Source organism: Hallerella succinigenes, assembly GCF_002797675.1.
Taxonomy (GTDB): domain Bacteria; phylum Fibrobacterota; class Fibrobacteria; order Fibrobacterales; family Fibrobacteraceae; genus Hallerella; species Hallerella succinigenes.
This window is the reverse complement of sequence record NZ_PGEX01000001.1, coordinates 622388-642445: the sequence shown is the minus strand read 5'-3', so window position 1 is coordinate 642445 and position 20058 is coordinate 622388. Positions and strand designations below refer to the sequence as shown.

Below are 20058 nucleotides of genomic sequence, written 5' to 3'. Positions count from 1 at the left end.
GCTTAGAAGCGCACTTGCAGAATACCAGCGAGACCACCTTCGAAGCTAGGACCAATGCCGAGGCTAAAGCGGTTTGCATCGGGGTTATTCGCCCACTGGGTATCGAAGAACGCGTCAGCAAAGGACCACCCGTGAGCACCGAGAATCGGAATCAACCAGTAAATCCAAGTGTTATCGTATTTATCGTTATTGATTGCGAAATAAGTAAGACCGCCAACGCCGACAACCCAAAGGGCATCCATCCAGATAGCTTTCACCGTTTGGTCGTGCTTCCACTGATAGAGGGACGGGATCACAGCGGAGAGGTAAGCCAGGTCCTGTTCTCCAGCGTGATTTCTATAAGTACGGTCAATATCGGAATCATCCAAGCCGCTAGCGCGAGAAGAAAGCCAGTCTTCTTCGGAAACACCGAGACGCTTCCAAGGTTCTTGGTTGTATTCAGACGGGCGGACGCCGAGTTCGGTAAGCTGAGTGAGCTTATCGCGGCTCATGCCGCTTTCTTTTGCCTGTTGGAATTCCCATTGGGTAAGGCCTGCGTTTTCGTAATCGAAACCAGCCCATTCGTCGCTCGAAGAACTAGCGGAACCCGCTACGGTTTCTTCGGGAGCGTTTGCGTCATCTGCGCTGTAATAATTTGCCCCATCTTTTTCTGCTGCAGGAGCATAATAAGTCGAGCCCTCACCCTCTGCATCATAAGTTTCAAAATCGTCTTGTGCAAACGAGACGGAGGCAGCAAAAATGCTGGCGCAAAGAATTTTGAAAGCAGTCTTCATTGAACCTCAGCAGTTCTCTATAATGCCGGGGGAGGGAATCGAACCCTCACACTCTCGCGAGTACCGGATTTTGAGTCCGGCGCGTCTACCAATTTCACCACCCCGGCTTGGGGTAAACACAAATATAGAACTGTTTACGAAAATTTGAGAGAAAAAAGAAAAAATTAAAGCTTTTTTACAGGCGTGTATTCCAAATGATGCTTGGAAAGCACTTCTTCGCCGTATTTCAAGGCTTCATCACGGCTAGCAAAGACTCCGGTCTGCACCAGGTAGAGCGTCCTGTCGTCGTGTTTTGCTTCAATGATGCGGGCGTCGATTTTTTTTGCCTTGAGAGAGTTTGCGAGCATTTCGGCATTTGCCTGGATGCTGAATGCGCCTAGCTGCAAGGACCAGTCGCCTGTAGGTGCGGCTTCGTCCACCGATGCCGGTACGACTTCGGCTACGCTAGAAAGGGCTTCGGCTGCACTGGAAGTCGCTTCCGATGCGCTGGAAAGAGCGGAAGAACTAGAGCAGGTGGTGCTGTCTTTGGGAGCGGAGCTCGAACTGGCTGTGCTGGTTTGAGATTCGCTAGAAGTGATTCGTGGGGATGTCTTTGCTCGTTCGATTTCAGCGCAAAGGCTATGGACGGAATCGATGGTGTTTACTTTGTATAAACTTTGGCAGACCTGATAGATGACAGCGAGCTGACTTGGACGAGCTTTGGCGTAAGAAGCCTTGAGGCTTTTGTACGAGAGATCCGGGCGTTTCAAATAAAGTTCAAATTGCGCACGAGTCATGTAAAGATCGGAAACCACCGGCAAGGAATCCGCAGTGGCGAAAATCAAACTATCCAGTCTTTTTTTGGCGGCGGAAAAATCTTTGGAATTTCCGGTCTGCGAACGGGCGAGAACGCCCCACAGTGCGCATTCGGAACGTTTTGCCATATCCAGCGTCGGACAGACCGCTTCAAAGGCTTCCGCTGCTCCTTTCCAATTTCCAGAAACATAAGCCTTCTGCGCATCTTCAAGTGATGCTGCGGAAACGACTGTGGCAAGGGTCGTCGCGGTAGAGAAAATAATTTTTGCGAACAAACGCATTGTATCCTCTTATTCTGTAACAGGCGTGCCGCGGAGAGTCCATCCGCGGACTTCGTTGATATGACATTTGACATAGTCGCCAGGCTTCGCGGTTTTTGAAGCGAAAACGACCTTTTTAAAACTACCCGTCTTGCCGACCCATTCGTTCGGATCTTTAGACGACGGTCGTTCGACAAGGATTTCTTCGGTCTTGCCGATCATCAGCTTGTTGCGCTTGAGCGTAATCGAATTCTGCAATTCCACGAGGCGGGCTAAGCGTTCCTGCTTCTGCTCTTCCGAAAGGGTTTCGGTTTCTTGTGCGCTGACGGTGCCTTCGCGCGGGCTGTAGGCGAACATGAAGGCTGCGTCGAATTGGGCCTCCTTGACTGCGGCAAGAGTCTGTTCAAAGTCTTCGTCGCTTTCGCCGACAAAGCCTGCGATGATATCGGTCGTGAGACCGTAATCCGGATTCTTGCCGCGGAACTTTTCGAGGATCCGCATAAAGTCATCAACCTTGTATCGACGCTTCATTTTATCGAGAATAGCATCGCTTCCGCTTTGCAGTGGAATGTGGGCGTGCGGGCAAATTTCTGGAACGCTCTGCAGCACATCGATGAGCTTTTCCGTGTAAAAACGGGGATGCGGACTCATAAAGCGGATGCGGCGAATGCCCGGAATTTCTGAAATTTTCACCAGCAGGTCGGCGAAGTCCGTGCCGTGATTGCGGTAGGCGTTGACAGTCTGACCTAGCAGGCAAATCTCGGAGATGCCACGTTCGCTCGCCTTTTCTACTTCGTAAATCACATCGTCTGCGGCACGGTACTTTTCACGTCCGCGGACAAACGGCACAATGCAATAGCTGCAACGGAAGTTGCAACCGCGCTGAATCGTCACATAAGAAGAAAACGGATGGGCAATCTTTGCATATTCGCCGATGTAATTTTCTTCAATATCAAATCCCGTGAGGACGCGTTCTTGAACATTGTGCTTTTTGACGATAACCGGATGCTTGAACAAAATTTCCGGAATCTGGTTGTACTTGTCGGGACCGATGACGTAATCGATGCAATCTACTTGATCGATGAGACGGGGTCCCAAATGTTCCGCCATGCAGCCTGTGACAATGAATTTGATCCATGGTCGGCGCTTCTTGTAGAATTTCATCTTGGAAATTCGTGCCTTGGCGCTTTCTTCCGCTTTTTCGCGTACGGAGCATGTGTTGAAAAAGAAAAGATCGGCTTCGTTTGGATCTTCGGTTGGTTCGCAACCGTTTTTTTCAAGCATGGAAGCGATGAGTGCGGAATCGTACTCATTCATCTGACAGCCGTAAGTGTCGATTAAATAATGCAAAGACATAGATTAGCGGAACTGTAAATGGACGAGGTCCGAAAAATGGGCAATAGAATAAGTCGGTTCCACAGGTGCAAAACTCGCGCGCTTGCCAAAACCGTTTTCGATAAAGACGCTGTCGATGCCTGCATTTTTCGCTCCGAGAATATCCGGAGCGTCATCACCGATCATCACGGCATCTTCTTTAGAAACTCCGGTGGCATTCAGGACCTTCAAGAAGGGGGCCGCGTCCGGCTTCCGGGGCGTATCTTCATCGCCAAAGGCAAAGGCTTCAAAATAGGATTCCAAACCAAAGTGTTTTAAAAGAGCAAGGCCTGGTGTGTGCGGCTTGTTTGTTGCAAGCGCCTTTTTGGCCGGGAAGTTCCTTAAAAATTCTACGACACCCGGATACGGTACCGTTTTTTCCAAGCAGTGTTGTGCGTAAAATTCGGAGTAGCATTTGTGCACTTCAAGAAGGGGTGCGTCGGCACCTTCCAAAGAGCGTTCAATCAGCTTCAGCGAACCGTTTCCGATGTAGCTTTTCACTTTTTCCGTCGGTAAAGTTTTCAACCCGAAAGCGGCGAGCGCATGGTTCACAGCCACGCTCAAATCGCCGAGCGTGTTGAAAAGTGTACCGTCCATGTCGAAAATGTACAGGGATTTTGTTTTCATCGTCCCAAATTTAGTATTTCGCACAAAGGCTTTTTATTATCTTCGCCATATATGGCTTCTAAATTCTTTCTCTGCTATCACGACCTTTCGGTTAAAAATGCAAAAAAAGCGGTGGGGCAAATTCGGCGTATCGCACAGTCGGCTAATTCGCCGATTACGGTCGCCGTGATTCCCGATGCTGTGCGGGCTTCGGCAGCGGATCTGGATTTTTTGAAGAATGAACTTAAAAGCCTTTTACGGGACGGCTTTGAACTTTTGCTGCACGGAACGCGTCACATGGCGCAAACTTCCATAGATCGTAACTTTTGGGGCAAAAAGGCTCTTGCGCTGACGGAAAACGAAGCGGAATTTGCGGGGCTTGACGACTTCGATTCTTTCAGGTTATTAGAACAGGGGATGGTTCTTTGGGGCGCTTTGGGCTTGGACCTTCCGCGGGGATTTGTACCGCCCGCTTGGTATGGGAATGCCCATTTGAAGGAACAGGTGCTAAGCAAATTTGATTTTTATGAAGACCGTTTTGCCGTTTACAAGAAGTCGCAAAAGATTCTTTCTCCGGCATTGAGCTTTGCAGGCCTTCCGCAGCTTTCGCTGAACGTGGCTCAGACATCGGCGTGCTTAGCGCTCCGCTCTCCGCTTGGAACGCCTCGCCTCGTATTCCATCCGGTGGATTTTGAAACTATCGGCGAAGCGCGAATCTTGAATTTAACGCGATATGCGGTTTTAAAACGAACGCAGATCTTTTACCGAGATCTTTAATTTGTAAAAAAAACGGCTGATCTTTGATCAGCCGTTTTTGCGTTTGAATTCAGAGTTTATGCGAGCATCTTACGCTTTTGAATGAATTTATCTTTTTTCGTCTTCACTTTGGAGAAGATTGCGTTCGGGAGCCAGAAGAAGGTGGGCACCAGGTACATGGTGAGAAGTGCGGACACAATCAAGCCACCCACCGAGGCAATACCCATAGGCTGGGTCATGGCGGCCACGTCACCACCCAGGGCGAAAGCCAGCGGAAGCTGAGCCACCACGGAGGCAAACGTTGCAAGCACAATGGGCTGGAACTTGGTCTTGGCTGCGGTCATTACGGCAGAACGTCTGCCCATGGCGCCGCTACGCAATAGCCTGTTGGCTTCGTCCAGAAGTAGAATCGCGTTATTCACCACCACACCGATAAGCATCACGATAGCCATTAGGGAAATCATGGACAGTGCCTTGCCGGTAAAGATAAGAGCGAGGAACACACCGATTGCACCCATAGGAATCGTAGTCATGATGATGAACGGCTGGGCGAAACTTTCCAGGAGGGCCACCAGCAAGATGTAGGTCAGGAGAATGGCCATGATGATAGCGGTTATGAATTCCTGCACCATATCGTTCTGCATATCGGCGTTACCACCGAAGCCGAAGGAAACGCCTTCCGGAATTTCGTCCTCCATTTCGGAAGTGAGTTTTCCCAGCTTGCCCATGATTTCACCGGTCGTGTGACCCGGCAAAAGGTTCATGGAAATGTCGATACGACTCAGCTTGCGCTTACGGTCAATACGGGTTGGGCCTGCACCGTCTTCTACGTAGAAGAGTTCGCTTGTATTCACGTAGCCCTTCGGGGTGAGGAGCGGCAGGGTCTCGATATCGCTATGACTCTGTCTGTCCTTTTCTTGCAGGCGAACGTACACGTCGTATTCTTCACCGTCTTCGGAATACTGACCTGCTTCGTAACCGCTTACAGCGATATAGTTGTACGTTGCGACAGTCTTGAGGGTCACGCCGTAATCGGCAAGAGCTTGACGATTCGGAATCAAACGGATTTCCGGCTTACCGGCTTCGTAGCTTGTTTTCACATCCACGATACCGTCGATTTTGTCTTTGATACGATCTAGCACGATTTGAGAGGCCTTGACCACGGAATCCATTTTAAGACCGCTGACTTCCAACACCACGTCGCCACTGGAGTTGTTGTTCATTTCAGAAGCGGAAGTAGACTTGATAGAAATGTAGGCATCAGGAATGTTTGCAAAGTAGGGACGTAGGGAGTCCACAATCTGGTCGGTACTGCGGGTACGGCCTTCGCGGTCTTTTAACAGCTTGATACGGAGCGATGCTTGGTTCACGGAAGTCATACCGTTAGAGCCACCGACGGTCACGCTGTAATGCACGATTTCAGGAACATCCTTGATGCGGCTTTCGATGATGCGTGCAACACTGTCGGTTGTTTCGATGTTGGTACCCACGGGCATTTCAAGCATCACAGAAATCATGCCCTGGTCCTGCTTCGGGGAAAGTTCCACGGTCATTTTGTTGGTTGTCATGTAGCCCACAAACATCAGCATGGCCACGAGAGCCAGAACCTGGAAAATAACACCCGGAACAGAAAGGCAGAAGGAAAGGGTCTTCAAGTACACGAAACGGATGCCGTTCAGTACCGTGGGGAAGACTCCGAAAATACGTTCGCCAATCGAAGGCTTGCTTTCGATGATGTTGCCGTTTTCGTCCTTCTTTTTGCCCTTGAACAGGTAGGCCGCCATCAGCGGAGTCAGGGTAAAGGTTATGATCAGGGACACGACCGTTGCGAACACCATCGTCATACCGAAGGTGCGGAAGAAAATACCCACAATAGACTTCATGAACGCGATAGGAACGAACACGCAGACGTTAGTCAGAGTGGAAGCCATGATAGCCACCATGATTTCGCTTGTACCCTTGTAAGCGGCTTCCTTCGGGTCGAGTCCTTCGCCAAGCTTTGCGCTAATGTTTTCAAGCACCACGATCGAGTTCGTCACCAACAGGCCTACAGATGAAGATAGTGCCATGAGGGACATCATGTTGATGCCGAAACCAGCAAAGTACATCAGGGTAAAGGCTCCGATCACGGAAATAGGCATCGTGAGAGCGGCGATAATCATCGTCGAAAATTTACCGAGGAAGAGGAGCAAGAGAACGGCGGTCAAAGCAATGGCAATCATGATGTTCTGAATCACGTTGTCAATGGATTCGTTCACCGATTCGCTCTTGTCATAGACCAGGTGAAGTTCGAAGCCTTCCGGAAGGGTCTTGTTGATTTCGTTCATGCGCTTCAGAACGCCTTCCGAAACTTCCACCACATTCGCGTCGGAACGCTTTTTGATATCCAAGGAAATTGAACTCTGGCCGTTGAAACGGGAAGCAGAGGTAATGGTTTCGACGGTATCCTTGATTTCTGCGATTTCAGAAAGTTTGATAACGCCCATGGACGTCGGAATGTCCAAGTTGCGCATTTCATCGAGAGTCTTGAACTTGCCATCCGTACGAACAGAGGTGTTTTTGTGCTTGCCGATCACTTCACCGACCGGGTTGTTTACGTTCGTTGCTCCGTAAAGTCCCATGATCGTCGTAATGTCCACATTGCGGTCGATCATCTTTTCCTTGTCGAGCTCAATGGAAATCTGGCGAGTCGTACCACCGAATATGTCCACGCTCGCCACGCCCGAAACGGAAGTGAAGAGCGGTTCGATTTCGTCTTCCACCTTCTGGCGAAGTTCTGTCGAGTTCAGCGGACCCGTGAAAGAAATGGACATAATAGCAGAAGCGTTAATGTCCACCTTCGAAATAACAGGCGCTTCGACTGCATCCGGGAAGTCTGCTGCGGCGAGTTCGATTTTGGAACGAACGTCGTTAGCCGCCACGTCCACGTCGATACCCATGTTGAACATGGCGATAATGATACCGTAGTTTTCCATACAGATGGACTGCACATAGTCGATACCGTCCACCAGTTCCACCTGGTCTTCAATTGGCTTGATAATGGTGGTTTCGATTTCTTCCGGGTTAGCGCCCGAATAGACGATGGTACCGGTGACGACAGGGATGTCAAATTTCGGCATCAAGTCCACCACCATCATAGAGTAGGTGTAGAGACCGAACACCACGATGGCCAAAATGACCATGAGCATGGTAATCGGTTTGTAAATACTTGCTTTAATCATTCGGAAAAGCCTCCCTTATTCGACAACCAGGACCTTGTCGCCATCGTTCATGCGGGACATGCCTTCGACGATGACGGATTCGTTGCCTTCGAGGCCTTCAGCGATCTGGATGAATTCCTTGGTCTGCACGCCAAGCTTCACGAGCTTACGACGGGCTTTGCCTTCTTCGTCCACGATCCAGACGGCATTCGAACCGTTGCGGTAAACAACGGCTTCGGTCGGAACTGCAACACCGTTCACCTGGCGAGCGTCAAGTTCTGCGGTCACGTACATGCCCGGAAGGAGCTTCTTACCCTTGTTGTTGAAGGTCACTTCTACCGGGAAGAATCGAGTTGTCGGATTGGCGGCGAGAGGAATCAGGGAAACTTTACCCTTCATCTTTTCACCGGCAATGGTTACAGTAGCGGCAGCGCCCTTCTTGAAGTAGCCGATATCCTGGCTTGTGACGTTGAGCTTTAAGATTACATTGTCGAGCTTCGCGATCGTGGCGAGTACGCCACCGACTCCCGGAGTCTGGCCTTCTTTGAACTTGAGTTCGGTGACGACACCTGCTTCAGGAGCGAGAATCAGGGAGGCGCGGCGAGCGGTTTCCAAGTTCATCTTGGCTATTTTCAGATTCGTTTCCTGGGCATCCATGTCCTGCTGGCTGATGCCGCCCTTGTCAAAGACGTCACGCATACGCTGGGTGGCGGCTTCGAGGAGCTTCACCTGTTCTGCGGCCTGCTGGTACTGGGTGTTGTCGCCGGTGAAGAGGTATTCAGCAAGGACCTGGTCCTTCTTCACGGTACTGCCAACTTGTACGTGGATCTTAGCGAGCGGATCGCCCATCTTGCAGATGGCGCTGTTCTGCTGCATGCCTTCGATCGAACCGCTGAATTTGCGGACGTCGGTAATCGTTTGAGTAGAGGCCTTGGCGATACGAGCCGGCTTACCCTTTTCCTTTTGGATTTCTTCGATGGTGGACGCTTTCTTGGCGACCGGTTCCGTCTTTGTTTCTTTCTGGTCGCAGGCAGCCAAGAGCATGGATGCCGTTGCAATGGTCAGGAGGGTTTTGAATGTCTTGTTCATGGATTCCTCTACTTATTAATATTCACCGGTGGCCTGAAGGAGTGCGTTATAAGCCTTGTTCCAGTCGACAATCGCCTGAAGGTAGTCGTTCTTTGCAGAGCGGAGTTTGAGCGATGCGTCGAGGAAGTCGAGCTGGGTGGATCTTCCCACCTTGTACGAAGCTTCAGTCAAATCAAAATTGCGCTGGGCCAAATTGACTTGATTTTTTTGAATTTCGATCTGGTTGTTCGCGTCTTCGAGCGTGTTTGCACAGGATTCAATTTGCACGCGGAAAGCGCGTTCGGTGGATTCCTTTTGAATCTGGACGCTACGCATGCTGGACTTTGCCTGGACGACGGATTCCTTTGTCTTCATACCGTTGAAGAGGTTCATCGTCAGGTTCAGGGCGACGTACTTGTTGATGTTGTCGTCCCAGTCCGGAGCGTCCCATTCGTGGAACTTGTTCTTGTTGTTCGAATACTTGAGCCCACCCACGAGAACGAGCGTCGGCTTAAATCCGCCTTCTTCAATTTCGATGTTCTTTTCGGCCATCTTCTGCTGGGCATCGAGAAGGGCGAGTTCCTTGCGACGTTTCTTCACATTTGCCATGGCGGTATCCGGATATGGGAGATTGTCCGAAGGGAAGCGGAGCTCTCCTTCGAACTGAGCATCGGAATCCCATTCAAGGCCCATGGTGTTCAAGAGATTGTTGCGGGCGAGAACGCGGTTCTTCTTTGTCTTTTCGAGGGTCGATTTGAGCTTGTCGAGTTCGAGCTGGGCGCGAATCTGGTCGAGTTCCGAAGCGAGGCCGCTTTCGACGGACTTGTTGACGAAGTCGATGTGCTTTTGCGTTTGGTCAATGCTCGTTTCGAGAATCGCGATGGAGGAGTCGAGGAAGATGAGCTGGTCAAAGGCGTTTTCGACGTCGTAACGCACGTTTGCCTTGGCGTTTTCGAGGCTCACTTCTTTCAAGTTTTTGTAAGTCTTGGCGATTTCAATGCCGGTTCCAACCTTACCTTGGGCGTAAATCACTTGGGTTGCAGTCAAGCCCACGCTGGATTGCCAACGGTAACCTTGGCTCTTCATGCCGTAAATCAAGTTGTCCATGGCGGGAGCGAGAACGTCTGCTGCATAAGGTTCGTCCGTTCCGGCGTCCATTTGGGATGCGGCGTTGGAAAGATCGTGGCTCTTTTTTACGTCATCCAAGCCAAAGATACGGGTAACGGTTGCGTCAAGGTCAATCGACGGGAGCGCGTTGCCGTATCCGGCGTCCACCTGAGAATTCGCCGAGATCAATTCTTCTTCGGCGGTTTTGATGGTGGAGGATTTTTCGAGCGCTATTTTGACGGCTTCGTCACGTGTGTAAGAAGTTGCCCAAGCCGGAATTGCGGCGAGCACTCCTACTCCAAACAGCGTGAATTTCGAAAGGAATCGACTCATTCGGTAATCATCCTTTGTTGTTCTTTGTTTACATTAATCATCTTGTGTTCCAAAATTAACAAAAAAGGGAATTTCAAAGAATGGGGGGGAGGCTCCTAAGGCGATGAAGTGCTTAATGCACGGATAGATGACGGGTTTAAGAAAAAAAACGCCGCATAAAAGCGACGTTTTTGGTTATTTGCACTCAAAAAGGAATTATTTTTTTTGGAATTCTCGGCTGGAATCCCAGAAGTCCGGCTGGAATGCGTTGCCCATATCGGCTAAAGCCTTGCCGCGGGCGCAAAGCAAGAATCCGAGAATGATGGCATCTTGCAAGGCGAACATGATCGCCACCTTATACGGCAGGCCAAAGCCGACCGGAGCGCCGGCGAGGTTTTCCGGGCTTACCCAGAAAATGTAGGCACAGACGATGAAGGTCATGAACATGCACGGAATCAAAGCAACCCAGAAGTTTTTCTTCTTGGCGCGGAGATAGACGGTCGAAACGCAAAGGCTGCAAACCGCCATCACCTGGTTAGACCAGCTGAAGTAATTCCAAAGAATGTTAAAGCCGTCTTTGTTGAAATTGCTCCACAAGATGAGCAGTGCACAAATGGCGAAGATAGGGACTGTTAAAATCAGACGGTTTTTAGGGCTCGATTGGTCAAAGTTTAAAAGCTCTGCAATGGTCAAGCGCAGGCTGCGGAGAGAGGTGTCGCCGCTTGTCACCGCGAGAATAATCACACCGATGACCACGAGGATCGAAATCGGGGCAAACGGAAGAACGGTGGTCACAAGTTCGCTCAAAACGCGCACGCCCGAGGCACCGGAGATGAGTTCCGGCATCTTGTGGTAAATATACATACCGCCTGCAGCCCAAATCATACCGATCAAGCCTTCGACAATCATCATGCCGTAGAAGGTTTGACGACCGACGTGTTCGGACTTTTCCGTACGTGCGACAATCGGGCTTTGGGTACTGTGGAATCCGCTGATGATACCGCAGGCAATGGTCACAAAGAGCATCGGGATGATCGGCTGACCGGTCGGATGCTTGTGGAAGTTACTCCAGAAATCGGAAAGGCAGAATTCATCCAAAGTACCGATTTCCGGGAGGATTCCGATGAGAATCGCGATGGAAGCGAGAATCAGAAGACCGCCAAAAATCGGGTAGATTCGGCCGATAATTTTGTCAATCGGGAAGAAAGTACTGATAAAGTAATAGACGAAAATGGAGATGACTGCGCCCCAGAAAATCGTCGGGGACGTGTTGCCTTCGCCGACGAGAACCGGTGTGTTGATAAGGCCTGCCGGCGTGTTCGTAAAGACTGCGCCGACAAAGATCAGGGCGACTGCGATCAAGATCATCACGACTTTCGAAGGGCCTCTCCCTAGAAACTTGTGGGAAAGGGCCGGCACGTTCATGCCGTCATTTCGCATGCTGACCATACCCGAAAAATAATCGTGCACAGCACCGCCGAGAACGTTGCCGAGGGGCATCAGCAAAAAGACAATGGCGCCGAATTTAATGCCGAGAATGACGCCGATGACAGGTCCGATACCTGCAATATTGAGCAGTTGGACGAGTACGTTTTTCCAGTGGGGAAGAACGATTCGGTCCACGCCGTCCGGGTGAGCGATAGCAGGAGTTTTTCGGTCATCTGGACCGAAAACGCGCTCCACGAATTTTCCATAGGTAAAATAGCCCCCGATCAGGATGGCTACGCCGATGAGGAATGTAATCATTTGAATAACCTCTAGGTCATAGAACGCTTTTGCTGTAGAATCCGCAAATAGCGAACAAAATTGAGTAAAATTCGTGACGTTCGGCAACTCGGGCTAGACGTGCTTTTTACGCAGGATTTCGGGTGCTTTGAGGTTTTCATTTGTTGCGTTCCATAATATTTGTTAAATTTGAGCAAAATCCATAATCGAGGCTTATATGACTTTTGAAGAAATCTATGCACTCGCCTGCCAGCGAAAAAAAGAAATGCCGGAAGGCAAGGGAACCACTGAACTTTTTAAGAAGGGTCCCCATGGCATTGGCAAGAAGCTTGTGGAAGAAGCGGCGGAATCTTGGATGGCTGCCCGTTTTGAATCCCATGACGCTCAGTGCTTGGAACTTTCTCAGGTCCTTTACTATGTCGCCGTGATGATGGCAGAAAAGGGCATCAAGCTCGAAGAGGTGTACGCTAAATTATGATTAAGGTTGCTCTTCCCAATAAAGGCATGCTCTTTGAACCGACCCAGGAACTCCTGAAGGATTGCGGTTACAAGGCTTCGAAACCGTACAAGACTTTGACGCAGCTCGACTCGAAGAATGGAATTGAATTCTTCTTCCTCCGTCCGAGCGATATTCCGATGTACGTTGGACGCGGCATTATCGATGCGGGTATTACCGGTATCGATTTCAATGCAGAAGCGAAGAGTCCGGCGGTAAAGGTTCTTGATTTGCCGTATGGCGCAAGCAAGATGTGCGCCGCCGTGCCGAATGAAAGCCCGGTGCAGTCTCTCGACGATCTGAAGAATGCGACGATCGCAACGAGCTTCCCGAATATCGTCAGCAACTATTACAAGAAGGATATGAATTTCGTCGTGCTGGAAGGCGCGGTTGAAATTTCTGTGAGCCTTGGCGTGTCTGACGCAATCGTCGATGTGGTGGAAACCGGTACGACGTTGAAGCAGGCCGGTCTCCGCATTGTGGGCGAACCTCTGTTCCACAGCAATGCCGCTCTGTTCTGCCATCCGCAAAAGCAGGACCTTGAAGAAGTCCACACTCTCATTCGCCGTATTGAAGGCAAGCTCGTTGCCAAGACGTACATGATGATCGAGTATGACTGTCCGGCGGAACTTCTCAATAAGGCTTGCGACATGACTCCGGGCCTGGATGCTCCGACTATCTCGAAGCTTCACGGCCGTGACTGGTATGCAGTGAAGGCGATGGTGCCGGAAGAAGATGCAAATGCAGTGATGGACAAGCTTTGGGACATCGGTTGCCGTAGCATTCTCCTCTTTAGCATCAAGTCCGCTCGCATTTAATAAGGAATTGGATGAGCCCCGTAGAATCTCCTGCGTATTTGGCCCGTCAACCGATTCTGGATTCCCATCAGGGCATTTTCGCCTATGAACTTCTGTTCCGAGATTCGCCGGATAATAAAACGGCGTTGATTCGGAATGGAGTTCGTGAAACGGCCCAGGTTCTGGAAAACGTGTTGAATAACTTCGGACTTTCGCGCCTCGTGGGGAACCACAAGGCGTTCATCAATTGCAGCCGGGAAATGCTGCTGGACAATATTTTTAGTCCGCTGGATTCCGATCGTTTTGTTTTGGAAATCCTCGAATCGGTGGATGCGGACGATACCGTTGTGTCGGTCGTCAAAAAATACCACGAACGGGGCTATGAATTTGCCCTCGACGACGTCATTTTTGATGCAGAAAATTTGAAGCGTCTCGAACCGTTCTTCCCATACGTCAAGTATGTGAAGCTCGACTTGATCGAGAACTCGGCGGAAGCTTTGAAGGCTGCGGTTCCGTACTTCAAGGAACGCGGCATGGTTCTGCTTGCAGAAAAAGTGGAAACGGAAGAAGATTTTACAGCCCGTCTTGAAGACGGCTACGATCTTTTTCAAGGCTTTTTCTTTGCGAAGCCGGAAATCGTTCGCGGTAAAAGAATGGACGGCTCGCTTGCGACGATTCTTCGCCTGTTGCAGTTCTTGCGAGGGGATCCTTCGCTTGCAGATATCGAAAAGACTTTCCTTGAACATCCTGCCGTGGCGAAAGCCTTGGTGCAATATGCGAATTCGCAAAAGACATTCCGTCGCCGTCCGGTGGAATCGATTCAAGATGCCATCGCTTGGCTCAGCGTTCCGCACATCCAGGACTGGTTGATGCTCTTACTTTATGCGCAACCGGAAATGGGCGGTTCGACTCAAGGAAAACCTCTTTTCCAGAATGTTTCGCAAAGAGCCCGTTTCTTGGAAGCCTTGGCTGACGTTTTGGATCCGGACGGATGCCTGCCTGCTCAAGCATTTATCACGGGCATTGTCAGCCGCATGGATGCTCTTGTGAAGGCTCCGATGCCGACGATCCTTGAAGACTTGGACGTCGATAAGGAAATCACGAGTGCACTGTTGCACGGCTCGGGAAAGCTCGGAACGCTCCTTGCGCTTGCGGAAGCGGTAGAAAATGACCGAGAAGAGCGTATCGGTACGCTGATGAAGCGTCTCTCCCTTTCGAACAAGGATTTGACGGCGAGCTTGAACGCGGCCTACGGATGGAATCATGGTTGAGCCGCCAAGCCTTGAAAAATTGGTGCAGGAATTTGCATCGCTTCCGGGAATCGGGAAAAAGACCGCTCGGAGACTTGCTTACTTTGTGCTCACCCGTCCGCGGGAACGTGCGGAAGCACTTTCGAATACAATTGTCGAAGCCTGTGACAAAGTCAAGCGTTGCAGCCAATGCCATTCTTTTGCAGAAGAAGACCCTTGCCCGATTTGCAAGGCTCGCGAAGGCTCTAGATCCATCTGCGTGGTGGAAAAATTTTCAGATATTCTCCCGTTTGAAAATGCGGGGATTTATCACGGTCTGTACTTTGTACTCGGGGGAGTTCTTTCCCCGCTCGACGGTGTAGGCCCCGAAACGTTGCATATTCCGCAACTGATCCAAAGAATTCAAACGGAAAAGATCGAAGAGGTAATTTTTGCTCTCGGATCGAGCCCGGAAGCGGATTCGACGATACTTCTCATCGATAAGCTCCTTGCCGGAGTGCCTGTAAAGCGCTCTAGCCTCGCCAGGGGTATTCCCATGGGCAGCGAATTGGAGTATATTGATGAAGTTACCGTACTTCGCGCATTTGAATCAAGGACTGGAATATGAAACCGAACGAAAAGAACGCATTTCGCCCGACGATGGAGGCTGAATTTACCACCGCTGCGACGAATGTTTCGCAACTGCCGACGGATGGACTTCCGCAGGTGGCTTTTCTCGGTCGCTCCAATGTGGGTAAATCTTCCTTGTTGAATGCGTTGACCGGTCGAAGGAAACTGGTGAAAATCAGTTCCAAACCGGGCAAGACGAAGGAAATCAATTTTTTCAAATTCAACCAGGCGTTTTACCTGGTGGACCTTCCGGGCGTCGGCTTTGCCGGCGTCAAGTTCGACAAAGTCTCTGAAATGCAGAATGGCATTCGCGCTTATGTGGAACATTCCAAGGAGCTGAAGGGTATCGTCTATTTGATCGATTCGAAGCTCGGTCCGCAGCCGATTGATGTGGAAACCATCGAAGGCATTCGTGCCCTGGGTTGTCCGGTTTTGCCAGTGATGAGTAAATGCGATAAGGCGAACCAGTCGGAACTTTCGAAAACGCGTAATGCTTTGAATCAGCTTTTTGAAAATCAGGTCCGTCCGCTTCGCTTGAGCACGCTCCGCAAAATCGGCCTAGGCGAACTCTGGCAGGAAATCCTTTCTACTGTAGCGGTCGAGGCGTAATGAAAGTTCATCGTACACTAGACGACTGGACTTTGCTCGGATCGGTGTTCGATAAAATCGGACGTCGTTTTCTGTCGACGGTTTTTGGAAAACAGCTTCTTCTTTTTTTCAGCGCCCTGTACTCCTTTTTTGCGGAAGGGCAAAATCTGCGCGGTGACCTGCGAAATATTATTCGCCAAATTTATTTTACGGTGGTCGAAGTTTTTCCCGTTCTGTTTATCGTTTCCGTTTTGACGGGAACGGTGACGATAGTCGAAGCGATGACCGTCATGCCGCGTGTGGGCTTTTCGGATGCGTTCGGCGGTTTGCTGGTCGTGGTGATGGTGCGTGAAATCGGCCCGATTCTGACGGCGTTCCTCATTTCGGGGCGTAGCGGTTCCGCTCTCACGACGATGATCGGGACGATGGCGATCAATTCGGAAGTGGACGCCTTGGCAACTCTCGGGGTGAATCCGGTGCGTTACCTGGTGATGCCTGCGCTTTTTGGCGGTATCGTTGCGATGCTCCTTGCGAATATCTTGTTCTCGGCGTGCGGTATCTGTGGTGGTTTTGCGGTCGCGAAAATACTCGTGCTCGCTTCGCGAGAGTCGTTGAATCTGAATCTTTCGTGGCATTATATTTCGGAGTCCATTCTGCTTTCGTTGACGGCGACCGACTTTGTGATGGCGATTTTAAAGCCGGTCGCTTTTGCGATCATCATTTTTATCAATGCTTGCTATCATGGTTTGAATATTCGCCGTGACATTCGCCAGGTGCCGAAAGCGACCTCCCGTTCGGTCATTTATTCCTTTCTGTTTGTGATTGTGATCGATGTGCTGTTCTCGCTCTTTTACATCTTTGACTATACCAATCAAATGTCGAGGATCATCTAATGGATTTGACGCAAGGGGAAGCTCTCCGCATTGAAAATTTGCACTTTCGTTATTCGGAAGATTCTGCGGACACATTGGACGGTTTGGATTTGGTGCTTGGCCGTGGAGAAACACTTTGCATTGCGGGCGCATCGGGAAAGGGAAAAAGCTTGTTGCTTCGCTTGATCGCAGGGCTTGATAAACCGAATTCGGGCGATTTCTATTATTTTGGAGAACACTTGCCAATTTCTCAGCATACGGCTTTGGAAGTGGCGCACCGCGGTGTGGAGTTGATTTTCCAGAATGGCGCTTTGATTTCGAACTTGACGGTTCGAGAAAACATTTTTGTTCCCCTGTATTACCATCACCGTGGTACTGCAATGGAAATTGAACGCCGTGTGAACATGGCTTTGGACTTGATGCGTGTACGTGATGAACAGGAAAAATATCCGCACATGTTGAGTTCTGGCGTGGCGAAACGTGTTGCGATTGCGCGTGCCTGGGCGATGGACCCGCGTCTTCTGCTGATGGATGAACCGACCGCAGGTCTTGACAATTACAACCGCAATACGCTTTTGCCGTTGATCGACAACATGCAGGCGTTGTTCAAAACGTCGATGATTCTTGTGACACATGACCTTTTGATATCGAGAGAGCTTGGCGCAGATCTTTGTTTTTTAGAAAATAAACGTTTGAGCAAGCGCATGAAATTTGAAGAATGGCTGGATTCCGATACGCCGATGGCGCATGAAATGTTCCGCAATTTGCGAGATTTTCAGTTGGATTCCTCCTTTTCGTAGCGAAAAAAGCGTATTTTTTTTAAGTCCTAAGGTGGACGTTTTGGATAAGGAGATTGCTGGTTGCTTAAACCGGTTCGGAAAATTAATTGGATGGATTTGTCTGGCCTCTTGGTCGGCGTTTTCATCACATTCTCCGTAATGGTCTTCTTGTTTGTATTGTATGCCCGAATGATGACTGCAGGGGTTATCGGTATCGAAGAATACAAGCTCTACAGTAATTTTGAGAAAGCCCACGGTTTGCATCCCGGAACGGATGTGCAAATCAGCGGCGTGAGCATTGGACATGTTTCCGACATGAAAATCGAAACGTCGGGAATGGTGCGCATGGAATTTACGATTCGAAAAGAATTCCAACCGTGGATTACGGACCGCGCTACGATCTTCGCCATTCGTGACCAGAACGTGATTTCGGAACGTGTGGTGAACGTGGATGTTCGCAAAGGTGAAGGCCGCATGCTGGAAGACGGCGAAACGATTACCGCAGGCAAATCACAGGATATTGAAACGGTGATCGAAACGCTGAATGAGGTGCTCGAACATGTGACCGTGCTGATCAATCAGGCCGATACGCTAGTCGCTTTGACGATGGATACGAATACGACCATCGGAGCCCTTCTCGGATCGAGAACGATTTACGAAAAGCTGAACCGCCAGTTGGACCGCTTGGATTACTTCTCTTACGAAGGCATCCAGCTGCTGGATATTTTGTCGGGAACTTTGCCGAGAATCCTTTACCGCACGGATTCGCTCACGACAAAGCTTTCGGCGATGAGTGTTGAAATGGAAGACACGCCGCAGAAGCTTGACAACGTATTCCTTTCGTTAGACGGCGTCTTTGGCCGTTTGAACGGAACGATGGATTCCCTCGGCAGGGTCGTGGGGAGCATGAATGGAATCGTCGCCCGTGGCGAAGAAACTTTGCAAAACGCGGATGACTTGATGGAAGGCATTTCGAACATGTGGATTATTCGCCGTTCGATGCCGAACCGTGACTCTGTTCCGTTTGTGGCGGAGGATACATGGTAATCCGTCGTATGTTGATGTCAAGTTTGCTTGTTGCCGTGTGCGCTTTTGCCTCGTCAGAATCCAAGGACCTTTCGTTCCGCGCAGACAAAGCAGTGCGAGCGGGGAAGTTCGCCAAGGCTTATGGTTTGTACGAACGCGCTTTGCTTTCGAGCCGTAAAGAATCGGATATTTCTTCGGAAGGGCGCATCTTGATTTCGATGGCGACGTTGCGGGCGCAGAGCCTGGACTTGGAGTTCGCCCAGGGTCTTCTTTTGCAGGTTCACAAGGCGGAACTGGATACGAATACTCTTGCCGCTTACTATCTCGCCTGGATGGAAATCTTCCTGGAACAGGAGAATTACGACAAGGTCATTGAACTTAAATATTCGATGTCCGTGGAATTCTTGAAAGAGATTCCGGACGCACTTCGTGGAAACATTCTCTGTGTCGCAGGAATCGCCTTTGCTGGCAAAGGTGACCGTGCGAATGCCCAAAAGTATTTAGAAGATGCGGATGATGCTTTGGACGGAGATGCTCCTGGCAAGCTCGCCTTTACCGCGGCCCGAATGGCAAACCTGTTGCAAGAATCAAAAGCGGATTCGCTTTACAATGTCGCCTTGCAAAGTTCGATAAATGCGGGTCGCCCCTTTATGTCGGCAACGATCCTTTATTACCGCGGTCTAAATGAAAAACGTTCTGACGTCGCTAAAGATTACTTTATACGCAGTGCGAACGCCTTTGAACTGATGGGACTTTCCCGCAATAAAGAAAGAGCCTCGCAGGCTGCGGGGCGTTAAATCTTTTTCTGAATTTCTGAAAGTTAGTTTGCGATAGTCGCAGTGTCGTTCGCTGTGGTCGTGTCAGGTTCTTTTGCAGAAGCGGAGTCGGCGGGTTCTTCCTTTTTGAAGGAGAGCAAACGTTGGTAGGCGTAATTCGGATCGATCGCATGTTCACTGAGCTTCTTCATGATAAAGGAAACTTCATTGACGATGTTTGTATCCGGTTCTCCCTTCCGATGCAGGGCGCGCAAAGTCTTTGGGGTAAAGCCCTTGATCAAGTCTTTGAATTGCGGATTGAGTGCGTCGTTGATGAGCATTTCAAGCGCCATTTCGGTCTGCATGGTGTTCAGCTCGAAGTTGCGGTAAATCGATTTGATGTGTGGCGGAATGGTCGTGTCTTTTGAAGTCGAGAAGTGCTTCATGATTTTTGCCGCTTCCGCATAATTGTGCGTGGGACTGTTTGCAAGACGCAGGGCGAAGTAAACCGCCAAACGCCAGTCATCCGGGTACACGCGCACGGCTCGGCGCATCACGATAAAGTCGGTTGTGTCCGGTTCGTCGTTGTTCGTGATACTGCCGACGACATTATACGGCGTGCGGAAAAGCGAATCCAGCTCGGTAGAAAGGTTGCCCACATGGGAAAGCCATGCGTAGGATGTCCCGTACAGGTAACTTTCACCGAGATCGATGATACCGCTAATCCAGAAAAGACCCGATGCGGTCACATTGTGACCCATGGCGAGAGCTTTCGCATATTCCGCCTTGGGCAGGAATTCTTCTTTTTGGGGTAGCTTGGGCAACGGCTCTGCATAATGGAATGCGAGAGCGACAATTGCACAAGAAAGAAGAATACACACAAGATGACGCATACTCAAATAATGTATTT

The 20058-nt window shown here is 50.1% G+C and carries 19 protein-coding genes and 1 tRNA gene; 10 read left to right on the top strand and 10 right to left on the bottom strand.

Annotation, left to right across the window (positions count from 1 at the left end; translation table 11 throughout):
• Positions 1-2 precede the first annotated feature (2 nt).
• The 5 genes from BGX16_RS02755 to BGX16_RS02735 all read right to left on the bottom strand — a co-directional run bounded on the left by BGX16_RS02755 (position 3) and on the right by BGX16_RS02735 (position 3829).
• Complete coding sequence (locus tag BGX16_RS02755) at positions 3-773, bottom strand: hypothetical protein (RefSeq protein WP_100424687.1); 771 nt, start codon at positions 771-773, stop codon at positions 3-5.
• Between the two features lie 23 nt (positions 774-796).
• A tRNA-Leu gene (locus BGX16_RS02750) sits at positions 797-880 on the bottom strand.
• Positions 881-937: 57 nt separating this feature from the next.
• Entirely contained in the window at positions 938-1849 is a 912-nt protein-coding gene (locus BGX16_RS02745; RefSeq protein ID WP_100424686.1) for an SPOR domain-containing protein, read from the bottom strand.
• Positions 1850-1858: 9 nt separating this feature from the next.
• A complete protein-coding gene (miaB, locus tag BGX16_RS02740; protein WP_100424685.1) occupies positions 1859-3184 on the bottom strand; it encodes a tRNA (N6-isopentenyl adenosine(37)-C2)-methylthiotransferase MiaB in 1326 nt (441 codons plus the stop codon).
• Between the two features lie 3 nt (positions 3185-3187).
• Positions 3188-3829, bottom strand: a complete 642-nt coding sequence (locus tag BGX16_RS02735) for an HAD family hydrolase (RefSeq protein ID WP_100424684.1) — start codon at positions 3827-3829, stop codon at positions 3188-3190.
• 51 nt (positions 3830-3880) lie between these two features.
• Between BGX16_RS02735 and BGX16_RS02730 the strand changes: the two genes are divergently transcribed.
• On the top strand, positions 3881-4585 hold the full coding sequence (locus BGX16_RS02730) for a DUF2334 domain-containing protein (protein ID WP_157797837.1): 705 nt from the start codon (positions 3881-3883) through the stop codon (positions 4583-4585).
• A 56-nt stretch (positions 4586-4641) separates the two neighbouring features.
• Here BGX16_RS02730 and BGX16_RS02725 read toward each other — a convergent pair whose 3' ends face one another.
• The 4 genes from BGX16_RS02725 to BGX16_RS02710 form a co-directional block, all read right to left on the bottom strand.
• A complete protein-coding gene (locus BGX16_RS02725) occupies positions 4642-7785 on the bottom strand; it encodes an efflux RND transporter permease subunit (protein ID WP_100424683.1) in 3144 nt (1047 codons plus the stop codon).
• Between the two features lie 15 nt (positions 7786-7800).
• Complete coding sequence (locus tag BGX16_RS02720; RefSeq protein WP_100424682.1) at positions 7801-8853, bottom strand: efflux RND transporter periplasmic adaptor subunit; 1053 nt, start codon at positions 8851-8853, stop codon at positions 7801-7803.
• 15 nt (positions 8854-8868) lie between these two features.
• Positions 8869-10272: a TolC family protein gene (locus tag BGX16_RS02715; protein WP_100424681.1), complete on the bottom strand. Its 1404-nt coding sequence runs from the start codon at positions 10270-10272 to the stop codon at positions 8869-8871.
• 195 nt (positions 10273-10467) lie between these two features.
• Positions 10468-11997 (bottom strand): carbon starvation CstA family protein, encoded by a 1530-nt coding sequence (locus BGX16_RS02710; RefSeq protein ID WP_100424680.1) that lies wholly within the window; start codon positions 11995-11997, stop codon positions 10468-10470.
• Positions 11998-12193: 196 nt separating this feature from the next.
• Here BGX16_RS02710 and hisE point away from each other — a divergent pair, with 196 nt between their 5' ends.
• From hisE to BGX16_RS02665, 9 genes are all read left to right on the top strand, one after another.
• Entirely contained in the window at positions 12194-12454 is a 261-nt protein-coding gene (gene hisE / locus BGX16_RS02705) for a phosphoribosyl-ATP diphosphatase (protein ID WP_100424679.1), read from the top strand.
• The gene (hisG, locus tag BGX16_RS02700) at positions 12451-13290 is read left to right on the top strand and encodes an ATP phosphoribosyltransferase (protein ID WP_100424678.1); all 840 of its coding nucleotides are present in this window, start codon (positions 12451-12453) and stop codon (positions 13288-13290) included. The genes hisE and hisG overlap by 4 nt, the downstream gene beginning before the upstream one ends.
• Positions 13291-13301: 11 nt before the next feature.
• Positions 13302-14540, top strand: a complete 1239-nt coding sequence (locus BGX16_RS02695; RefSeq protein WP_100424677.1) for an EAL and HDOD domain-containing protein — start codon at positions 13302-13304, stop codon at positions 14538-14540.
• Positions 14533-15126 (top strand): recombination mediator RecR, encoded by a 594-nt coding sequence (recR, locus tag BGX16_RS02690; protein ID WP_241899413.1) that lies wholly within the window; start codon positions 14533-14535, stop codon positions 15124-15126. Before BGX16_RS02695 ends, recR begins: the two co-directional genes overlap by 8 nt.
• Entirely contained in the window at positions 15123-15737 is a 615-nt protein-coding gene (gene yihA, locus BGX16_RS02685) for a ribosome biogenesis GTP-binding protein YihA/YsxC (RefSeq protein WP_100424675.1), read from the top strand. Before recR ends, yihA begins: the two co-directional genes overlap by 4 nt.
• Positions 15737-16609: an MlaE family ABC transporter permease gene (locus BGX16_RS02680; RefSeq protein ID WP_100424674.1), complete on the top strand. Its 873-nt coding sequence runs from the start codon at positions 15737-15739 to the stop codon at positions 16607-16609. The genes yihA and BGX16_RS02680 overlap by 1 nt, the downstream gene beginning before the upstream one ends.
• A complete protein-coding gene (locus BGX16_RS02675) occupies positions 16609-17388 on the top strand; it encodes an ABC transporter ATP-binding protein (protein WP_100424673.1) in 780 nt (259 codons plus the stop codon). Before BGX16_RS02680 ends, BGX16_RS02675 begins: the two co-directional genes overlap by 1 nt.
• A gap of 90 nt (positions 17389-17478) precedes the next feature.
• Positions 17479-18414 carry an MlaD family protein gene (locus tag BGX16_RS02670; protein ID WP_100424672.1) on the top strand — a complete coding sequence of 312 codons (936 nt, stop codon included), beginning with the start codon at positions 17479-17481 and terminating at the stop codon, positions 18412-18414.
• Positions 18408-19190: a hypothetical protein gene (locus BGX16_RS02665; protein WP_100424671.1), complete on the top strand. Its 783-nt coding sequence runs from the start codon at positions 18408-18410 to the stop codon at positions 19188-19190. Before BGX16_RS02670 ends, BGX16_RS02665 begins: the two co-directional genes overlap by 7 nt.
• A gap of 23 nt (positions 19191-19213) precedes the next feature.
• Here BGX16_RS02665 and BGX16_RS02660 read toward each other — a convergent pair whose 3' ends face one another.
• Positions 19214-20041 (bottom strand): hypothetical protein, encoded by an 828-nt coding sequence (locus BGX16_RS02660; protein ID WP_100424670.1) that lies wholly within the window; start codon positions 20039-20041, stop codon positions 19214-19216.
• Positions 20042-20058 lie beyond the last annotated feature (17 nt).